Consider the following 18,598-nt stretch of genomic DNA (forward strand, 5'->3'; position numbering starts at 1 on the left):
TCTCTTCGGCGGCAGCGTCAGATGGGTATAAGGGACAGGAGGTGGTGGGGCGGTCGAGAACAGCGGAGATCGACATGAGGATGAAGTCCTTGGGTGTGTGAACCCGGGCGTCGTCATGAGGCGGGGTTCGACGGGAGGTGAGAGCCGAGAGGCCGGTGCGCGGTGTCCGGACACGCGTGATCGACGCGCGACGCGGACGACCGGTGGACGATGTCGGCGTTCAGAAGCTCGAGATCGTCGGAGCGAGGGTCGCTGTTAGCGGCACATTCGACAACACATGACAACGCGGCCGGGCATCATCATGCCGGCAGTCCCGTTCGCCTCCCGGGCGGACAGAGAACGCGCATTGACAGTCATGGGGGGATTATGACGCAAGAAGTCCCGCGACGTCAAATCGCCCCGGATGCCGATGCTTCGCGCATTCTGCTCAGTCGGGCGCGGCGAAGGTGAGAGTGGACCGTGCATTCTGCGCCGTCGACGCCCGTTGCTCGTGGGCGGCGTAGCCTCTCGTCATGGCTGACCTGCTTTTCGCCGACGACAAGGCCGCGTCCCGTTTCACCCTGCATCGGGGCGACGATCTGGTCTCCGTTCTCGACTATCGCGACGACGGTCGCACAATCGCCCTCACCCGGGCGTTCACCATCCCGACCTTTCGCGGTCACGGCTACGCCGCCGTCATCACCGAACGGGCTGTCGATGCCATCGAGGCGAGCGGCGACCGCGAGATCCTTCCCGTCTGTTGGTACGTGGGGGAGTGGTTCGAAGCCCACCCCGAGCGTGCCGGCATCCTGAAACAGCGCACCTGACTACGCAGTGCCCCGGCGGGCGTCAACCCCTGCCCGCGTGACCCGCGATGCCGGGATGCTGGAGGCGTCGAAAGGGGAAGTCATGACCGACGACCGCGACCTGCCTGAAGGTGTCATCAACGCCGACCCGCCCGGTGGGTGGGAGAGCGGCACCGTCGCCGACGGCGAGACCGCAGAGCAGAACGAGAACGCGAAGGGGTCGCCGCGCCTGAACGACGCCGCTCCTTCGGACCCCATCGAGGGGGATGCCGCCAGCCAGGGCATCGACCCCGATATGAGCACGGAGGACTGACATGTCGGACGAGACCCGAGCCCCACAACCTTCCACCGGCCCCGATGGCGGCGCGTCGCCCGCTGATTCGGTCGGCGGAGCGCTGCACGACGAGGGCAAGCGCGCGGCGCGCCCCGACGAGCAGTCGGAGCCGATCATGGACACGCACGAGACCGACGACGAGGCCCGCATCGCCGGAGTCGTCGTACAGACCCGTGCCGACGTCGGCGGCAAGAGCGACGAGCGCGTCGCCGAGGTGCTGCGTCAGCGCTTCGCGCAGATCGGACTCGAGCTCGGCGACGACCGCATCCGCGCCCTCGCGGCCGAGGTCAACGCCTCCTGAGCCCCCCGACGACGCCCCGGCCGATCCACGCGGCCGGGGCGTCGTCGCGTGCGGACCAAAGGCCGTCGGCCCCGTGATTCCGCGGTCGGGGCGTTTGCTGCGAGCCGATGTCGGAGGGTCGACGTACCGTGTCTGCATGCGGATCCTGCACACCTCCGACTGGCACATCGGGCGCTCCTTCCACGGGCATTCGACTCTCGATGCGCTCTCCGGCGTGCTCGACGCCCTCGTCGCGCAGGTGGCCGAGCACGAGGTCGACCTCGTCGTCGTCGCGGGCGACGTCTTCGACTCCGCCACACCCGCCGCCGCCTGCTATCCGCTGCTCTCGCGCACGCTCGGCGCGCTCGCCGATGCCGGCGCCCGAGTCGTCGTCACCAGCGGCAACCATGATTCCGCGGCGCGGCTGGGGTTCCAGTCCGCGCTCCTGCGTTCCGAGATCTCGGTCGTGACCGATCCGCTCTCGGTCGGTGTCCCCGTGACGGTGTACGACGAGCACGGTCCTGTCCACGTCTATGGCATCCCGTATCTCGAACCGGCGATCGTGCGCCATGCGTGGGAGGGGGTCGAGCTGCGAAGCCAGGCCCAGACCATGCAGCACGCGCTCGACCTCGTGCGTGCCGATCTCGCCGAGCGGGGCGGGCGATCGGTGGTCGCGGCGCACTGCTTCGCGGCGGGCGTCGAGTCCACGCCGGGGGTCGAGCGAGAGATCCGTCAGGGTGGGCTCGACGTCGTTCCGCTTCCGGCGTTCGACGGACCCGATTACGTCGCCCTCGGCCATATCCACGGCCGGCAGCAGCTCTCCGACCGCGTGCGCTACGCCGGCGCGCCGCTGCACTACAGCTTCGGCGAAGCAGGGAAGCCGCGTGGGTCGTGGCTCGTCGAACTCGACGCCGAGGGACTCTCGTCCGTGAGCTGGATCGACCTGCCGGTACCGCGCCCGCTGGTGACGCTCCGCGGGCCGCTCGACGACCTGCTGACCGATCCCGCTTTCGACGGCCACGACGAGCACTGGGTGCGCGCCGAATACACCGACAGCACACCGCAGCCCGACCCGATGCGGCGGTTGCAGGCACGGTTCCCCTGGTGCGCCACCGTGGTCCACGCGCCGGCGGCGACACGGCCCGACGAGGGGGTCGGGTACGCCCAGCGGGTGCGCGCGGCGCGTGACGACGCTGAGGTGATCGACGCGTTCCTCGTCCACGTCCGCGAGGGCGAGGGCGCGTCCGAGGCGGAGCGCGAGCTCATCCGCGAGGTGCTCGACGCGCGCGCGCTGTCGGAGGCCCGGTCGTGAAGCTCCACCGCCTCGAACTCGAGGGGTTCGGCCCCTTCCTCGACACGCAGGTCGTCGACTTCGACGCGTTCGCCGACGACGGCATCTTCCTCATCACGGGGCGCACGGGCGCCGGGAAGTCGAGTGTGCTCGACGGCGTCTGTTACGCGCTGTACGGCGGTGTGCCGCGCTACGACGGCGCCGAGCGGCGCCTGCGCAGCGACCACTGCACGCCCGACGACCCCACGCGGGTGACGCTCGAGTTCAGCGCCGAGGGTGAGCGCTGGCGCGTGACGCGGTCGCCGGAGTTCGAACGGCCCAAGCGTCGAGGCGGTGGCACGACGAAAGAGCCGCACCGCGCGCTGCTCGAGGTGCGCACCACCGAGGGGTGGGAGGGAGTCGCCGCGCGTCCCGTCGATGTCGGCACTCGGCTCGACGAGATCCTCGGCCTCAGCCAGCAGCAGTTCCTGCAGGTGATCCTCCTGGCCCAGAACCGCTTCGCGCGGTTCCTCCTCGCCAAGAACGACGAACGGCTCAGCCTGCTGCGAACCCTCTTCGGAACGCGGTCCTTCGAGGACTACGCCGCGCAGCTCGACGAGAGGCGCAAGCGCTCCCAGGAGCGTCTGGCCGTGGAAGGTGTGGAAGTCTCCACCCTGCTCGATGAGGCGGAGCGCCTCGCGGGCGAGCTCGACGCGGATCTCGCGGTCTCGCCGGGCCCGCCCTCGGCGGGCGATGAGCGGGCAGGTGAGGAGCCCGTCGAGAGCGTTACGACGATCTCTGATGCCGTCGCTCAGGCGTCCGTCCCGCCGCCCCCAGGGCCACCGTCGGCGAGCGAGCGCTTGGCGTCCGTCGTCCGGGCCGTCGAGCGAGCCGACTACCGCGTCGAGACGCGTGAGCGCGAGCGCGATGCCGCCGACCTGCTGCTCGACAGCGCTCTCGCGGCGGAGCGTGAGGCGCGCACCCTGCGCGACCGTCAGCTCGACCGACTCAGGGTCCGCGAGGAGCTCGCGGTGCTGGAGGCCGAGACGGAGCGCGTCGCCGCGGCCCGCGCGGAGGCGGAGGCCGCGGGCGAGGCTGAAGCCCTGCGCCCCGCCATCGACGCTGAGAAGCGGACGACGGCCGACCTCGCGGCGGCGGAAGAACGTCTCGCGACGGCGGTCGCTCGAGCGGAGGCCGTCGGTGAAGAACCGGGCCCTGACGCCGATGCCCTGACGCGTCGTGACGACGAGCTCACCGGTCTGCTCGCTCGCGGGGAGGCGGCACTCGCGGCCGAGACCGCCCTGGCCGAGGCCGACACCGACCGGGCCCGCGCGGCGACCCGTATCGCGAACCTCGAGACCGAGCGCGACACCCTCGCGGAGGGGCGTGCCGACGTTCCTGGTCTCCTGAAGGCGCTCGACGATCGGCTCGCCGAACTGGCGGGAGCAACAGCTCGTCGAGAGGCTGCGGAGTCGCGCTGCGCCGAGACGCGGTCTCGCCTTGACGCCGCGCGAGAAGCCGAACGACTGCTCGCTCATCGGGAGCAGGCCGACATGGCGGCGTTGGTGCGCGGCGAAGACATGCGCAACGCGACGGACGCGTGGACAGCGCTGCTACGTCGCCGCCTCGCCGGCGCCGCCGCTGAACTCGCCCACGAGCTCGTCGACGGAGAGCCGTGCGCGGTGTGCGGTTCGCGCGAGCACCCGCACCCCGCGACCGGCGACGACGCCCCGGTCACCGACGAGCAGCTGGCTGCGGCGGAAACCCTGAAGAACACCGCTGTCGAACAAGACCGTCTCGCCTCGGACGCGGCCCGGATCGCTCGCGACGACTATGCCCTGGCCGCTGCTCGCGCCGGCGGCGAGGGCGTCGAGGCCCTGGCCTCTCGCCTCGCGGAAGCGGAGCAGGCGCTGAGCACGGCACAGGCCGACGAGGCCGAGTACGCCCGGGTGCAGGCAGATCGCACCCGCGCGACCGATCTCGATGCCGCGATCGCCGTCCGCCTCGACGCGCTCGCCGCCGACCTCGCGACCGCTCGTCAGGAGGCGGCTCTGGCGATCCAGCGGGCCGACTCGCTGCGCGCCGACGTCGAGGCAGCCCGGGGTACGTTCCCGACGGTCGCGGCGCATCAGGCCGACCTCGATGCTCGCCGCACCGCGGTGAGGGCGTTGACGAGCGCTCGAGCCGATGCCACCACCGCGACAGCGGCCCAACGGGAGGCTTCCGAGGCTCTCTGGCGCCTCGTCGCCGACAGCCCGTTCGACACCGTCGCCGCCGTCGTGGCCGCCCTTCGTCCGGCTCCCGAACGGCGCCGACTCGACGAGACGATCGCCGCGCACGACGCCGCCGTCGCGTCCGCCCGTCAGCGGCTGCTCGATCTCGAACTGCTCCTCGTCGACGCCCCTGACGAGCCCGTCGACATCAGCCCGCTCAGCGCGGCGGTCGCCGCTGCTCGCGACGATTTGCAGCGGGCCGCTGCCGTACACGCCTCGGCTCTCGCGCTCGCCGACCGCCTGCGTGGCCTCGCCCATCGCGCCGACGCGGGGCACGCGGCGGTCGCGACGCTGGCCGACGAACACGCTGTCGTCGCGCGCCTCGCCGACACCCTCGCGGGTCGCGCGCCCAACACCCGACGGATGACGCTCGAGACGTTCGTGCTCGCCGCCGAGCTCGAAGAGATCGTCGTGGCAGCGAACCTCCGCCTCGAGCAGATGTCGTCCGGGCGCTACCGTCTTCAGCACACCGATGCGCTCGCGGCACGGGGCGCCGCCAGCGGCCTCGGCCTCGAGGTGATGGACGCGTTCACCGGCCAATGCCGACCCCCGCACTCGCTCTCCGGGGGAGAGACGTTCCTCACCTCGCTCGCCCTGGCCCTGGGCCTCGCCGAGGTCGTGACGGCGCGGGCGGGCGGCATCCGGCTCGACACGCTGTTCATTGACGAGGGATTCGGATCGCTCGACGACGAGACCCTCGACCTCGCGATGCGCACCCTCGACGAGCTCCGGCAGGGCGGTCGGACGGTCGGCGTCATCAGCCACGTGGCGTCGATGAAAGACCAACTCCCGGCCCAGCTGCGCGTCGTCGCCACCCCGCGTGGGCCGAGCGTGATCTCGCAGGATGCCGCGCTGCCTATCGCGTGAGAGCGTCGTACTCGTCGTCCGCCTAGGCTGGAGACATGCGCAAGAGCACCCTCTGGACCATCCTCGGTGTCGTCGCTGCCGTCATCATCGCGTGGATCATCGTGAACGTGGTGTTCTCGCTCATCACCTTCGTGTTCCGCGTCGCCGCTGTCGCGGTGGTGGCCGTCATCGTCTTCTTCGTGCTGCGCGCCGTGTTCGCGCGCCGTGACGTCGACTGACGCCGACACACCGAGAGAGCCCGCCGGCGGCGCATCGTCGCTCTTCGTGCGGTCCACCCTCGACGCGAGCCCGCCACGCAACCCGGCGCGCGTCGCGATCCCGGTCTCCGTGCCGCCCGTCTCGCGCAAGCCCACCCGCGGTGTCCGACGTCAGGAGTAGCGTCGGCCCCGATGCCTGATCACGCGCCCTCGTCGAACGCCGCTCATCCCCCCACACGCGACATCGTGCTGTCTCCGAAGCACCGGTGGCGCGCCTATTGGGTCGCGGTCTCGGTCGCCGCGCTCACCATCCTCGATCTCACGAAGGTCAATGTCGCCCTCCCGTCGATCGAGTCGGCCCTCAACGCGGGACCCACCGAACTGCAGCTCGTCGTCTCGGGCTACATCCTCACCTTCGGCCTCGTGCTCGTGCCGGCGGGGCGCCTGGGCGACCTGCGCTCCCGGCGCGTGCTGTTCCTCGTCGGGCTGTCGCTCTTCCTCGTCACGAGCCTCGTCTGCGCGCTCGCCCCCAACACCACGGTGCTGCTCGTGGCGCGCCTGCTGCAGGGCGTGGCGGCCGGCATCCAGATGCCCCAGGTCCTGGGGCTCGTCCAGCAGCTCTTCCAGGGCAAGGAGCGCGGTCGGGCGTTCGGGCTCTTCGGCGCGACCGTGGGCATCGCCACCGCGTTCGGGCCCACCCTCGGAGGGTTGCTGATCGCCCTCGGCGGCGACACCGACGGGTGGCGATTGATCTTCTGGATCAACATCCCCCTCGTCGCGATCGTCATCGTTCTGGCCGCGTGGCTCCTGCCGAACACCCGGACGAAGTCGCGCCGCCGGCTGGACCTCGATCCCGTGGGCGTGCTTCTCTTCGCGCTCACGATCCTCGCGCTGATGTGGCCCTTCCTGTTCACGACGGGCTCGCCCGACGACGATCCCCGCCGGTGGTGGTTCCTCGTGGCATCCGTCGTCTTCGCCGCGATCTTCGTGTTCTGGGAGCGCCGCTACGCCGACCTCGGACGCACGCCGCTCATGCCGTTCTCGATCTTCTCGCTGTCGTCGTACCGCAACGGCGTGCTCATCTCGACCGCGTACTTCTCGGCGATCCCGGCGATGTTCCTGCTGGGCACGCTCTTCCTGCAGGGCGGACTCGGACTCGAGCCGGTCTTCGCCGGCATGGTCACGATCGGCTTCGCCGTCGCGTCGGCATGGAGCTCGTGGATCGGAGGCAACCTCGTCACGCGCCTCGGGCGTCCGCTCGTCGTCTGGGGGATCGTCGGCATGGTCGCCACCGCCGGAGGTCTCGTGCTGGTCGCGCTGTTCACCCCGCCCGAGTGGACCCCGTGGGCGATGGCGGGTGTCATGGTGGTCGGCGGCTTCGCGGGCGGTCTCGTGATCTCGCCCAACCAGACGCTCATGCTGGCCGACATCCCGGTGTCGAGCGGCGGGGTGGCGGGGTCGGTCGGGCAGCTCGGCCAGCGCATCGGCACGGCGGTGGGCACGGCCATCGCCCTCGCGCTCTTCTACGCCACGATCTACCGCGAACAGGCCGATGTCGACACCGTCGTGGTGTACCACGACGCCTACGCGTCGGGCATGATCACCGTCGGGATCTTCCTCGCGCTCGCCCTCCTCGTGGGCGTGGCCGACCTCGCGGGGCGGGCGCGTTCGGGCTCTCAGACCCCGTAGCGCTCGCGGAACTCCGCGCGCAGCTCGTGGCTGCACCGCTCGACGACGACGTCCCACAGTTCGGTCGCGCCGTCCTGCGCGCGGTCGGAGACGGCGCGCAGGATGCTGATCGGCACGTCGAACTGCTGGGCGACCCAGATGAGCGCGTACGTCTCCATGTCGACGAGACCGGCGCCGAGGCCGCGGATCTGCCGAACCGCCTCGGGGTCGTCGACGAAGTGGTCGCCGGTGGCGATGATCCGACCCTCGTGGCCGGTGTCGACGCGGGTCGGCAGCGAGACGTGCTCGCCGAACGTGCCGTCGAGCCCCTTCACGTCGTGCTGGATCGCCGCGGCGATGTCGTAGATGCCGCCCTCGATCTCGTCGTCGATCGCCCCGGCGGTGCCGACGACGACGATCTCGTCGTACTCGCCCTCGCAGAGCGCGCGCGTCAAAGCGTAGGCCGCGGGGATCTTTCCGACGCCGGTCAGCAGACGTCGGAAACCGGGGATGTCGTCCTCGAAGGCGACGAGTTCGGACGCGTGGGCGGCGACGAGAAGCTTCACCCTCTCATTGTCCCCGATGGTGCGGGCCCCCACGTCCCGGGGTGCTCGGGGCGCGGAGCGCCGGGATGAGCGGAGGGCGTGGGAGGAGCGGAGGATCGAGCCTTGGCATCCGCCCTCCCTCGGCCCCTGCTCCTCCGCTCGTCACGACACGCAGGGTGCTGAATGAGCACCGTGGCCCCGAGCGCGACTCGGGGCCACGGGACGGGTCAGCCCTGCGCGGCCTCGGAGGCCTGCGACAGACGCGCGATCTCGTCGGCGCTGAGCTCGAGTGAGGTGCTGGCCAGCAGGTCGGCGACCTGCTCGACCTTCGACGCGCTCGCGATGGGAGCGGCCACGGTGGGCTGGGCGCGCAGCCACGCGAGAGCGGTCGTGGCGATCGAGGCGCCGTGCGCCTGGCCGATCTCGTCGAGCGCGTCGATGAGCGCGATGCCCGCGGGCGTCGCGAGCTTCGCGGCCCCTTCGGCGCGCGGCGAGTCGCCGGCGGCATCCGGCGTGCGGTACTTGCCCGTGAGGAAGCCGCTCGCGAGGGCGTAGTACGGGACGAGCGACATGCCGTACTGCTCGGCGACGGGGACGATGTCGCGCTCCACCTCGGTGCGGTGCACGAGGTTGTAGTGCGGCTGGATCGCGACGGGGAGGTCGAAGCCCCCGGCTTCGGCCAGCGAGATCCACTCGCGGATGCGCGCGGCGGTGTAGTTCGACACGGCGACGTACCGCACGAGTCCGTCGGAGACGAGATCGGCGAAGCCCGCGACGGTCTCTTCGAGCGGGGTGTCGGCGTCGTCGAAGTGGGCGTAGTACAGGTCGATCGTGTCGACCCCGAGACGCGTCAAGGACGCCTCGGCCGCCGCGCGGATGTTCTTCGCGCGGAGCCCGCGGAACTCGGGGTGCTGGCTGACCTTCGTGGCCACGACGACGTTCTCGGGCTTGCGCGAAGCGAGCCACTCGCCGATGAGGGTCTCGCTCTCGCCACCCGAGTTGCCGGGCACCCAGGCGCTGTAGGCGTCTGCGGTGTCGATGAAGTTCCCGCCGCGCGCGTGGAAGGCGTCGAGCACGGCGAACGAGGTGTCGCGGTCGGCCGTCCAGCCGAAGACGTTGCCGCCGAGCGAGAGGGGGACGATGTCGAGGTCGCTGCTTCCGATGCGCGTCATGATGGCCTTCCTGTCGTGGTTCTGGGTGACCTCAGACTCAACGACGGACCCGCCTCCGCATTCCCGCGACGCGCCTCACTCCCGTGACTTGCGCCGAATGTTCGCGCTCGCTCGCGTCGGACGAGCATTCGGCGCACGTCAGTGCCAGAGGTGGCGTGTACGGGTCAGGAGCCGCCGGACAGGATGCCGATGAGCCCGCTGATCAAGAACCACAGGCCGATGCCGGCTCCGGCGATCCAGATCACGACGGTTCCGGCGGGGTACTTCTTCTTGCCGTTCGGGTCCTTGCCGTCGGCGTTCTCGCCGCTGGGGCCGTTCGGCGCAGTCATGAACGCACCATCATGACGATCGAGGTGATGAGCACGGCGAGGCCTCCGATGGCGGCGATGGCGGCGATGATGGGCCCCCCGCCCGTGAGGAACGCCACGACGCCGAGAGCGATGAAAAGGACACCGACGACGATGCCGACCACCTGGTACACGCGATACCGCGCCGTACCGTCTCGGACTTCCTGTTCGCTCACGACGACCCCCTCCCTCCAACCTAGCGAAAAGCTGGGTGTCTCCTGAGACAGCCAGTGCACGATCAGATCTCGATCCGAGGACGTTTTGTGCGGCGTAACGTAAGCGCATGGCACGCCCCGTTCCCGACACCGTCCGCCCCGGCCAGGAGTCCGTCTGGGACTATCCGCGGCCTCCCCGCGTCGAGCGCGTCCGTAAGAGGGCGCAGATCGACTTCGGCGGTGTCCGCATCGCCGACACCGACGACGTCGTCCGCGTGCTCGAGACGAGCCACCCGCCGGTGTACTACCTGCCGATCGCCGCGTTCGGCGACGCGCTGACCCTCGGCGAGGGGGCGTCGTTCTGCGAGTTCAAGGGTGGTGCCCGCTACTTCGACGTCCACGGAGGCGGGGGAGCGGTGGCGCCGCGTGCGGCCTGGAACTACCCGAGCCCCATGCCCGGATACGAGGTGCTCGCCGATCGCGTGGCCGTATATGCAGGTCCGATGGATCGCGTGATCCTGGGCGGCGAGACCGTCGAGCCGCAGCCGGGCGGCTTCTACGGGGGCTGGGTCACGAGCGACCTCGCCGGCCCCTTCAAGGGTGTGCCGGGGTCGATGGGTTGGTAGTTGCCCGCACGGTCTGACGCCGCCTGCGCCCGCGGATTCGTCGCGTACGGGTCGATCGCGCGCCGGTCGGCCGCGTCAGCTGTGTGTCGACTCGCCGAACGCCTGCGGGACGGCCGCGTGCAGGTCGGCCAGCCAGACGCGAGCGTTTCCGTCCGATGGCGCGCGCCAGTCCCCGCGCGGCGACAGCGAGCCCGCCGGCGACACCTTCGGTCCGTTGGGGATGGCCGTGCGCTTGAACTGCGCGAACCCGAAGAAGCGCTGCAGGAAGACCTCGAGCCACCTCGCCACGGTGACGAGGTCGTACGAGGGCCTTTCATCCTCGGGGTAACCCGGCGGCCAGTTCCCGGCATCCGGATCCGACCAGGCGTGCGCAGCGAGGAAGGCGATCTTCGACGGGCGGAAGCCGAATCGCAGCACGTGATAGAGCGTGAAATCGTGCAGGTTGTAGGGGCCGATGCGGTCCTCGGTGGACTGCATCCGGCCGTCTTGGCCGGCGGGCACGAGCTCGGGGCTGATCTCGGTGTCGAGCACCGCCTGCAGCACCTCGACGGTGGCGGCGCTGAGCTCACCTGAGGCGATCACCCAACGGATCACGTGCTGGATGAGCGTCTTCGGCACCCCGGGGTTCACCGAGTAATGGCTCATCTGGTCGCCCACGCCGTAGGTCGACCATCCGAGCGCGATCTCGGACAGATCGCCCGTGCCGACGACGATGCCGCCGTTCTTGTTCGCGAGGCGGAAGAGGTAGTCGGTGCGCAGCCCCGCCTGCACGTTCTCGAACGTCACGTCGTGCACCGGCTCGCCCGCGGCGAAGGGGTGGCCCATGCGGGCGAGCATTTCGGATGCCGCGGGCCGGATGTCGATTTCCTCGATCGACGCTCCGACGGCTTCGGCCAGAGCGATCGCGTTGCGCTTCGTTCTCTCGCTCGTGGCGAACCCGGGCAGGGTGTACGTGAGGATGTCGCTGCGGGGACGGCCCATGCGATCCATGGCGCGGGCGATCACGAGCAGGGCGTGGGTGGAGTCGAGGCCTCCGCTCACACCGAGGACCGGCTTCGGGTTGCCGATCGCCTGGAGGCGCTGAACCAGCCCCGACACCTGGATGTTGAACGCCTCGTAGCAGTCCTGCGCGAGACGGGCGGGGTCGTCGGGGACGAAGGGGAAGCGGTCGAGAGCGCGGCGCAGCCCGATGTCGCTCGCCGGCGGGGCGAGTTCGAACGTGACCGTGCGGAAGGACGGCGTCGTCGTTCGTCGATTGTCGTCGAAGGTGCCCTGGCGGATGCGGTCTTGCCGCAGACGATCGAGATCGACGTCGGCGACGCTGCGGCGTGGGCCGTCGGGGAAGCGCTCGGTCGTGTCGAGGAGCTGCCCGCCCTCGTAGATCATCGTCTGGCCGTCCCACGAGACGTCGTTCGTGGACTCGCCCTGACCCGCGGCCGCGTAGATGTAGGCCGCGAGGCATCGCATCGACTGCGACTGCGAGAGCAGGTTGCGGTCGTCGGCGCGCCCGATCGTGATAGGACTGCCCGACAGATTCGCCAGCACGGTCGCACCGGCCAGGGCCGCACCGGATGACGGGGGGATCGGCACCCAGACGTCTTCGCAGACCTCGGCGTGCAGCGTGAGCCCGGGCACGTCGACGGCGTCGAACAGCAGATCGGGGCCGAACGGCACGGTCTCGCCACCGACAACGATGTGCTGACCCGCCTGGTCGTCGCCGCGCGCGTACCAGCGGTGCTCGTAGAACTCGCGGTAGGTCGGCAGGTAGGCCTTGGGCGCCACCCCGAGCACGCGCCCTCGATGGATGACGACGGCGCAGTTGTAGAGGCGGTTGCCGTGCCGGAGCGGAGCCCCCACGAGCAGCACGGGAAGAAGATCGACGGATGCCGCGACCAGACGCTCGATCCCCGCTTCGACCGCGTCCAGGAGCGGGTCTTGCATGACGAGGTCGTCGATCGCATAGCCCGTGAGGCAGAGCTCGGGGAAGACGGCGATCGCGACACCCTCCGCGTCGCACGCGCGGGCGGACTCGAGCACGGCATCGACGTTGGTGAGAGGGTCGGCGATCGCGACGGGAATCGTGCACGCGGCGACGCGCGCGAAGCCGTGCCGGTAGACGCTCTCGAACGGCAGGTCGGTGATCACCCCTCCAGTCTGGCAGGCCCCTCCGACACCCGGCAGTCGGATCGCGAACCGGGGTCGGCCTGTGGATGGCCACCCGGCGATGTCGGGGGTCCCGGTTAGCGTGGAGGCATGCGGTACATCGAGCGCGACGCGCGCATCGTCTGGAGTGCCAGCGACCTCAAGGCCGCGGCCGAGTGCGAGTTCGCGTGGCTGCGTGCCATCGACGCGAAGATCGGGCGCATCGCCGCGGTCGACGATCCCGAAGACGCGACTCTCGAACGGGCCGCGCGCCTGGGAACCGCCCACGAGCTCCGCGTGCTCGATGACTACCGCGCGCTCTTCGGCGACGCCGTTCGCGAGATCCCCGCAGCACGCTCCTCCGACGCCGATGCGCTCGCCGAAGCCGTGCGCCTGACCGACCAGGCACTCGCCGACCCCGAGGCAGAGGTGGTCTATCAAGCCGCTTTCGCCGCCGACGAGTTCGTGGGGTTCGCCGACTTCCTCGTGCGCGAGAGAGCTGCACGCATCGACGGGTCCCGTCCCTGGATCGTGCAAGACACCAAGCTCGCACGCCGGGCCCGCGTCACCGCGCTCATGCAGCTGGCGGCCTACGTCGACCAGCTCGACCGACTCGGCGTGCCGCGGTCGGACGAGGTCCAGCTTCTCCTGGGCGACGGAACGACGAGCACGCACCGCGTCGACGATCTTCTGCCCGTCTTCGACCTGCGTCGCTCGCGGTTGCGCTCGCTGATCGCCGACCGCCGGGTCGATCTCGGGGTCGCGGGACCGGTGATCGCATGGGGCGACGCGCGCGGCGACCTCGACGTCGTCGCGTGCGGGCGCTGCGCCACGTGCGAGATCGAGGTCATCGCTCATCGTGACCTGCTTCTCGTCGCCGGCATGCGACCGGTGCAGCGCGATCGGCTGCGAGCGGGCGGCATCCTGACGATCGACGATCTCGCGCGAGCATCGGAGGCGCCCCCCTCGATGAGCGCCGACACCTTCGCGTCGCTGCGTACCCAGGCGCGGCTGCAGCTCGACAGTCCCGCCGGTGTGCCCTCCGACAACGCACCCGCCCACGCCGTCCCCACCTTCGAGGTGGTCGCGCCCAAGTCCCTCGGCGTGCTGCCCCGCCCCGACCACGGCGACCTGTTCTTCGATTTCGAGGGCGACCCGCTCTACACCGAGGGGGTCGGCGAGCACTGGGGCATCGACTACCTCTTCGGCTGGGTCGACACGAGAGAGACCTACGGAGCGATCTGGGCCCACACCTTCGACGAGGAGCGCGTTGCTCTCGAGCGCTTCCTCGACATGGTGGCTCTGCGTCGCCAGCAGTACCCCGGCATGCACATCTACCACTACGCCCCGTACGAGCCGACGCACCTGCTGACCATGGCCGCGCGGTACGGCGTGCGCGAGGCCGACGTCGACCGCCTCCTGCGCGACGGCGTCTTCGTCGACCTCTACCCGGTGGTGCGGCGTGCGCTCCGCGTGGGATCGCGGTCGTACTCGATCAAGAAGCTCGAGCCGTTGTACATGGGCGACGAAGTCCGCACGAGCGACGTGCAGCGCGGAGACGACTCGATCGTGAAGTACGTCGAGGCCCGGGCGCTCGCCGCCGACGGTGAGGCCGCGGCGGCTCAGCGCGTGCTCGACGACCTGGCCGACTACAACCGCTACGACTGCGTGTCGACCCGGCGACTGCGCGACTGGCTGGTCGACCGCGCACGCGAGGCGGGCGCCGTGCCCGCACGCGGAGCAGAGCCCGACGAGCAGTCGTACGAGCCGTCGCCGCGCGCGACGGCCCTGCAACGGTGGGCGGCCGACGCCGCCGAGCCCGACGCCACCGCGCTCCGCCTCGCCGCCGCGGCGATCGACTACTACCCGCGCGAAGAGAAGACCTACTGGGCGACGCACTTCCTTCGCCTGCGCGAGCCGGTGTCGGTATGGGAAGAGACGCGTGACGTCGTCATCGTCGACACCGCGCGTTCGCGGGTCGTGGCCGACTGGCACATTCCCGAGTCGGGGCGCGGCTCCGAGCGTCGCCTGGTCGAGCTGCGCGGCGAGCTCGCCCCCGGGACGCGTCTGGCTCCGGATGCCGAGCCCTTCGCGGTCTACGATCTGCCGGCGCCGTTCCCGCTCGAGACCCGTCCGCGGTGGATCCACGGGGCACGCCGGGTCACGGTGCGCGAGGTGCTCGACGACGGAGCGATCGTCGAAGAGATCGCCGCAGACGGCGTCACCTGGGACGAGCTGCCGCTCGCCCTCACGCCTCCCGCACCTCCCCGCGCCGGTAACCAGCAGAAAGCGATCGACGCGTGGGCGGACGCCGTCCTGGCGTCCGCCCCGACGATGCCGTCCGGCCCCGCCGCCGACATCCTGCGCCGCGTTCCGCCGCGTACCCGTTCGGGGACGCTGGCCCCCGTCACCGCCATCGACGGCAGTCCGGGCGATGACGAGGTCACCGCGATCGCCCGCAGCGTCGCCGACCTCGAGCACAGCTATCTCGCCGTCCAGGGTCCTCCCGGAACGGGCAAGACGTACGTGGGATCCCACGTCATCGCCCGGCTGGTCGCCGAACGCGGGTACCGGATCGGGGTGGTCGCGCAGTCGCACGCGACGATCGAGCACATGCTCGAGCAGGTCATCGCGGCCGGGGTCACGGCATCCCGTGTCGGCAAGGCACCCAAAGACCCGAGCGTTCCGCACGCGTTCACGGTGCTGCCGAAGAACGGGGTCGCGGCCTTCACCGCCGAGAATGCCGCGCACGGATTCGTCGTCGGCGGCACCGCGTGGGACTTCAGCCACGAGACCCGCATTCCGCGCGGCAGCCTCGATCTTCTCGTCATCGACGAGGCGGGGCAGTTCTCGCTCGCGTCGACCATCGCCGTCTCGCTCTCGTCGCAGCGGTTGTTGCTCCTGGGCGATCCGCAGCAGCTGCCGCAGGTGAGTCAGGGCACGCATCCTGAGCCGGTCGACACCTCCGCGCTCGGGTGGATCATCGACGGAGCCGAGGTCGTGCCCCCCGAGCTCGGCTACTTCCTCGCCCGTACGCGGCGGATGCATCCCGCGGTGGCGGGCCCGGTGTCGCGGCTGTCGTACGAGGGTCGGCTCGCGGCGCACCCCTCGACCGCGCTGCGTCGGCTCGACGGTGTCGAGCCCGGTGTGCACGTGGTGCCGGTGCGGCACCGCGGCAACTCGACCTGCTCCAACGAAGAGGCGGCCGAGGTCGCACGTCTCGTGGGCGACCTCGTCGGACGCGCGTGGACCGGCGCCGAGGGGGGAGCGGGCGATTCCGCGACCGTGCACGAGCCGCGACCGCTGCGGGCGCACGACATCATCGTGATCACGCCGTACAACGCTCAGCAGGTCGCGGTCGAAGAAGCCCTCGCCGCGGCCGGTTTCGGGGACGTGCCCGTCGGGACGGTCGACCGCTTCCAGGGGAAGGAGGCCGTCGTCGCCATCCTCACCCTCGCCGCGTCCTCCGGGCGCGAGGCTCCGCGCGGCCTGGAGTTCCTCCTGCTGCGCAACCGCATCAACGTCGCGATCTCACGCGCGATGCAGACCGCGTACGTCGTCTACTCGCCGTCGCTGCTCGACGACCTTCCCCGCACACCCGAGGGGGTGGCTCGGCTCAGCGGCTTCGCACGGCTGGTCGCCGAGGCCGACTGATCCCGCCGTAGCCCTGTCGTGCCCGGCTCGGGGCGCGGCTTTCCGTTCGGGGCGCGGTCTTTCGCGCCCCAAACGCGAAACGGCGCCCCAAACGCGAAACGGCGCCCCAACCGTGGGATCAGGCGCCGTCGCGGGAGGGACCCCGCGTCAGGCGGTGCCGTACAGACGGTCGCCGGCGTCGCCGAGACCGGGCACGATGTAGCCCTTCTCGTTGAGCCGCTCGTCGAGAGCACCCAGCACGAGCGTGACGTCGTGGCCCTCGACCTGCTTCTCGATCGCCGCGACGCCCTCGGGGGCGCCGAGCAGGCAGATCGCGGTGACGTCCTGCGCGCCGCGCGCGAACAGGAACTTGATCGCCGCGCCGAGCGACCCGCCGGTGGCGAGCATCGGGTCGAGCACGAAGCACTGACGGTCGCTCAGGTCGTCGGGCAGACGCTCGGCGTACGTGGTGGGCTGGAACGTCTCCTCGTCGCGCACCATGCCGAGGAAGCCGACCTCGGCGGTGGGAAGGAGCTTCACCATGCCCTCGAGCATGCCGAGACCGGCGCGCAGGATCGGCACGACGATGGGGCGGGGCTCGCTGATCTTGACGCCCTCGGTGAGGGTCACCGGAGTCTTGATCTCGATCGTCTCGACCCGGACGTTGCGCGTCGCCTCGTAGGCCAGCAGGGTCACGAGCTCTTCGGTCAGCTGACGGAAGACGGGCGACGAGGTCTGCTCGTCGCGCAGCACGGTCAGCTTGTGGGTGATGAGCGGGTGATCGGCGACGTGGACACGCATAGGCTCAAGGCTAGTCGCTCGATCGCGACGACTCCGCCTGCAAAATCCGGAAGCCCGCGTGACCCCCACCGCCCTCGACCTCTCGGCCATGCGCCGCGCACTGGTGCTCGCCGACGCCGCCGCCGCCGAGGGCGACGTCCCGGTCGGTGCCGTCGTGATGGACGCATCGGGGACCGTGCGCGGGGAGGGCCGGAATCTCCGCGAGGCGACCCACGACCCGACCGCCCACGCCGAGGTCGTCGCACTGCGTCGCGCGGCGGAGACCCTCGGCACGTGGCACCTCGCGGGCTGCACGCTCGTCGTCACCCTCGAGCCCTGCGTCATGTGCGCGGGAGCCGTGCTGCAGGCGCGCGTGCCGCGGGTCGTCTTCGGAGCGTGGGATGCCAAGGCCGGCGCCGCCGGATCCATGTACGACGTCTTGCGCGACAGGCGTCTGCCGTACCGGGTCGAGGTTGTCGGCGGGGTCGCCGAGCGAGAGGCATCCGATCGGTTGCAGTCCTTCTTCGAACTGCGACGCGACGCCGACTGACGCGCGGACCGGGGCACGCGCCCGGGCGTCAGCGCGGAAGGTGCGGGACGACGTCGGTGCCGATCTGGTCGGCGTGATCGACGTCGCGGAGGTCGAGCAGCTGGAAGTACACGCGGCTCGCTCCGAGATCGCGGAGACGGCCGACCTTCTCGATCACCTCGTCCGGCGTCCCGATGATGTTCGCACCGTTGTCGAACTGCTCCCGGGACTGGCCGATCGCCGCCAACCGTCGCTCGATCTCGGCGTCGTCCGCCCCGACGATCGTGGGCAGCGCGATCGACAGCTTGAGCGACGCGGGGTCGCGATCGATGTCCTCGCACGCGGCGCGGACCACCGCGAACTTCTCGGCGACGACGTCCTCGGCGACGAAGCCGATGTTGAACTCGGTCGCGTAGCGCGCCGCGAGTGCCGGCGTGCGCTTCGGCCCGCCGCCGCCGACGATCACGGGCACCCGCTCCTGCGCGGGTTTCGGAAGAGCGGGCGCCTCGTCGAGGCGGTAGTGCTCGCCCTCGAAGGTGAAGGTCTCGGCATCCGGAGTCGCCCACAGGCCCGTGACGATCGCGAGCTGCTCCTCAAGCAGGTCGAACCGCTTGGCAGGGAACGGGATGCCGTACGCGGCATGTTCGCGCTCGAACCAGCCCGTGCCGAGTCCCAGCTCGGCGCGCCCGCCCGACATCGCGTCGACCTGGGCGACCTGGATCGCGAGGATACCGGGAACCCGATAGGTCACCGACGACACCAGGGTGCCGAGCCGGATGCGGGAGGTCTCGCGGGCGAGGCCGGCGAGCGTGGTCCAGGCGTCGGTGGGGCCGGGACGCGGGTCGCCTTCCCCCATGCGGAGGTAATGGTCGGAACGGAAGAACCCGTCCAGGCCGTGCTTCTCCGCGGAGCGGGCGAAAGCGAGCTGATCGTCGTACGAGAAGCCCTGCTGGGGTTCGGTGAACAGGCAGTATTCCACGGGGGCCTTTCGGGCG

Annotated in this window: 17 protein-coding genes; 10 read left to right on the forward strand and 7 right to left on the reverse strand. The window is 70.6% G+C overall.

Annotated elements, in window-relative coordinates; translation table 11 throughout:
• Positions 1-512 precede the first annotated feature (512 nt).
• The 7 genes from NS283_RS16445 to NS283_RS16475 all read left to right on the forward strand — a co-directional run bounded on the left by NS283_RS16445 (position 513) and on the right by NS283_RS16475 (position 7,695).
• Positions 513-806, forward strand: a complete 294-nt coding sequence (locus tag NS283_RS16445; RefSeq protein ID WP_058597934.1) for a GNAT family N-acetyltransferase — start codon at positions 513-515, stop codon at positions 804-806.
• 82 nt (positions 807-888) lie between these two features.
• A complete protein-coding gene (locus NS283_RS16450) occupies positions 889-1,098 on the forward strand; it encodes a hypothetical protein (RefSeq protein ID WP_058597935.1) in 210 nt (69 codons plus the stop codon).
• 1 nt (position 1,099) lies between these two features.
• Entirely contained in the window at positions 1,100-1,420 is a 321-nt protein-coding gene (locus NS283_RS16455) for a hypothetical protein (RefSeq protein WP_058597936.1), read from the forward strand.
• Positions 1,421-1,556: 136 nt separating this feature from the next.
• Entirely contained in the window at positions 1,557-2,711 is a 1,155-nt protein-coding gene (locus tag NS283_RS16460) for an exonuclease SbcCD subunit D (protein ID WP_058597937.1), read from the forward strand.
• Positions 2,708-5,809, forward strand: a complete 3,102-nt coding sequence (locus NS283_RS16465) for an AAA family ATPase (RefSeq protein WP_058597938.1) — start codon at positions 2,708-2,710, stop codon at positions 5,807-5,809. Before NS283_RS16460 ends, NS283_RS16465 begins: the two co-directional genes overlap by 4 nt.
• Before the next feature lie 35 nt (positions 5,810-5,844).
• Positions 5,845-6,027, forward strand: a complete 183-nt coding sequence (locus tag NS283_RS16470; RefSeq protein ID WP_058597939.1) for a hypothetical protein — start codon at positions 5,845-5,847, stop codon at positions 6,025-6,027.
• Between the two features lie 171 nt (positions 6,028-6,198).
• Positions 6,199-7,695: an MFS transporter gene (locus tag NS283_RS16475; RefSeq protein ID WP_241492276.1), complete on the forward strand. Its 1,497-nt coding sequence runs from the start codon at positions 6,199-6,201 to the stop codon at positions 7,693-7,695.
• On the opposite strand, the gene NS283_RS16480 is transcribed toward NS283_RS16475, so the two are convergent.
• From NS283_RS16480 to NS283_RS18765, 4 genes are all read right to left on the reverse strand, one after another.
• Positions 7,683-8,240 (reverse strand): phosphorylase family protein, encoded by a 558-nt coding sequence (locus NS283_RS16480; RefSeq protein WP_058597940.1) that lies wholly within the window; start codon positions 8,238-8,240, stop codon positions 7,683-7,685. The genes NS283_RS16475 and NS283_RS16480 overlap by 13 nt on opposite strands.
• Positions 8,241-8,446: 206 nt before the next feature.
• Positions 8,447-9,391, reverse strand: coding sequence for an aldo/keto reductase (locus tag NS283_RS16485; protein WP_058597941.1), 945 nt, complete (start codon positions 9,389-9,391; stop codon positions 8,447-8,449).
• 164 nt (positions 9,392-9,555) lie between these two features.
• Positions 9,556-9,720 (reverse strand): hypothetical protein, encoded by a 165-nt coding sequence (locus NS283_RS18995; RefSeq protein WP_193751326.1) that lies wholly within the window; start codon positions 9,718-9,720, stop codon positions 9,556-9,558.
• The gene (locus NS283_RS18765; RefSeq protein WP_153001431.1) at positions 9,717-9,914 is read right to left on the reverse strand and encodes a hypothetical protein; all 198 of its coding nucleotides are present in this window, start codon (positions 9,912-9,914) and stop codon (positions 9,717-9,719) included. The genes NS283_RS18995 and NS283_RS18765 overlap by 4 nt, the downstream gene beginning before the upstream one ends.
• A 107-nt stretch (positions 9,915-10,021) precedes the next feature.
• Between NS283_RS18765 and NS283_RS16490 the strand changes: the two genes are divergently transcribed.
• Complete coding sequence (locus NS283_RS16490) at positions 10,022-10,519, forward strand: DUF427 domain-containing protein (protein WP_058597942.1); 498 nt, start codon at positions 10,022-10,024, stop codon at positions 10,517-10,519.
• A gap of 75 nt (positions 10,520-10,594) precedes the next feature.
• Here the strand turns inward: NS283_RS16490 and NS283_RS16495 are convergent, their stop codons facing one another.
• Positions 10,595-12,664, reverse strand: coding sequence for an NAD(+) synthase (locus NS283_RS16495; protein WP_058597943.1), 2,070 nt, complete (start codon positions 12,662-12,664; stop codon positions 10,595-10,597).
• A 108-nt stretch (positions 12,665-12,772) separates the two neighbouring features.
• Between NS283_RS16495 and NS283_RS16500 the strand changes: the two genes are divergently transcribed.
• Positions 12,773-16,315 carry a TM0106 family RecB-like putative nuclease gene (locus NS283_RS16500; RefSeq protein ID WP_058597944.1) on the forward strand — a complete coding sequence of 1,181 codons (3,543 nt, stop codon included), beginning with the start codon at positions 12,773-12,775 and terminating at the stop codon, positions 16,313-16,315.
• A gap of 147 nt (positions 16,316-16,462) precedes the next feature.
• On the opposite strand, the gene upp is transcribed toward NS283_RS16500, so the two are convergent.
• Positions 16,463-17,095, reverse strand: a complete 633-nt coding sequence (gene upp, locus NS283_RS16505; RefSeq protein ID WP_013585398.1) for a uracil phosphoribosyltransferase — start codon at positions 17,093-17,095, stop codon at positions 16,463-16,465.
• Between the two features lie 88 nt (positions 17,096-17,183).
• On the opposite strand from upp, the gene tadA reads away from it, so the two are divergent.
• On the forward strand, positions 17,184-17,624 hold the full coding sequence (gene tadA / locus NS283_RS16510) for a tRNA adenosine(34) deaminase TadA (protein WP_058597947.1): 441 nt from the start codon (positions 17,184-17,186) through the stop codon (positions 17,622-17,624).
• Between the two features lie 28 nt (positions 17,625-17,652).
• On the opposite strand, the gene NS283_RS16515 is transcribed toward tadA, so the two are convergent.
• Positions 17,653-18,582, reverse strand: coding sequence for an LLM class F420-dependent oxidoreductase (locus NS283_RS16515; protein ID WP_058597945.1), 930 nt, complete (start codon positions 18,580-18,582; stop codon positions 17,653-17,655).
• Positions 18,583-18,598: the final 16 nt, after the last annotated feature.

This window comes from Microbacterium testaceum, from assembly GCF_001476285.1.
Taxonomy (GTDB): Bacteria; Actinomycetota; Actinomycetes; order Actinomycetales; family Microbacteriaceae; genus Microbacterium; species Microbacterium testaceum_B.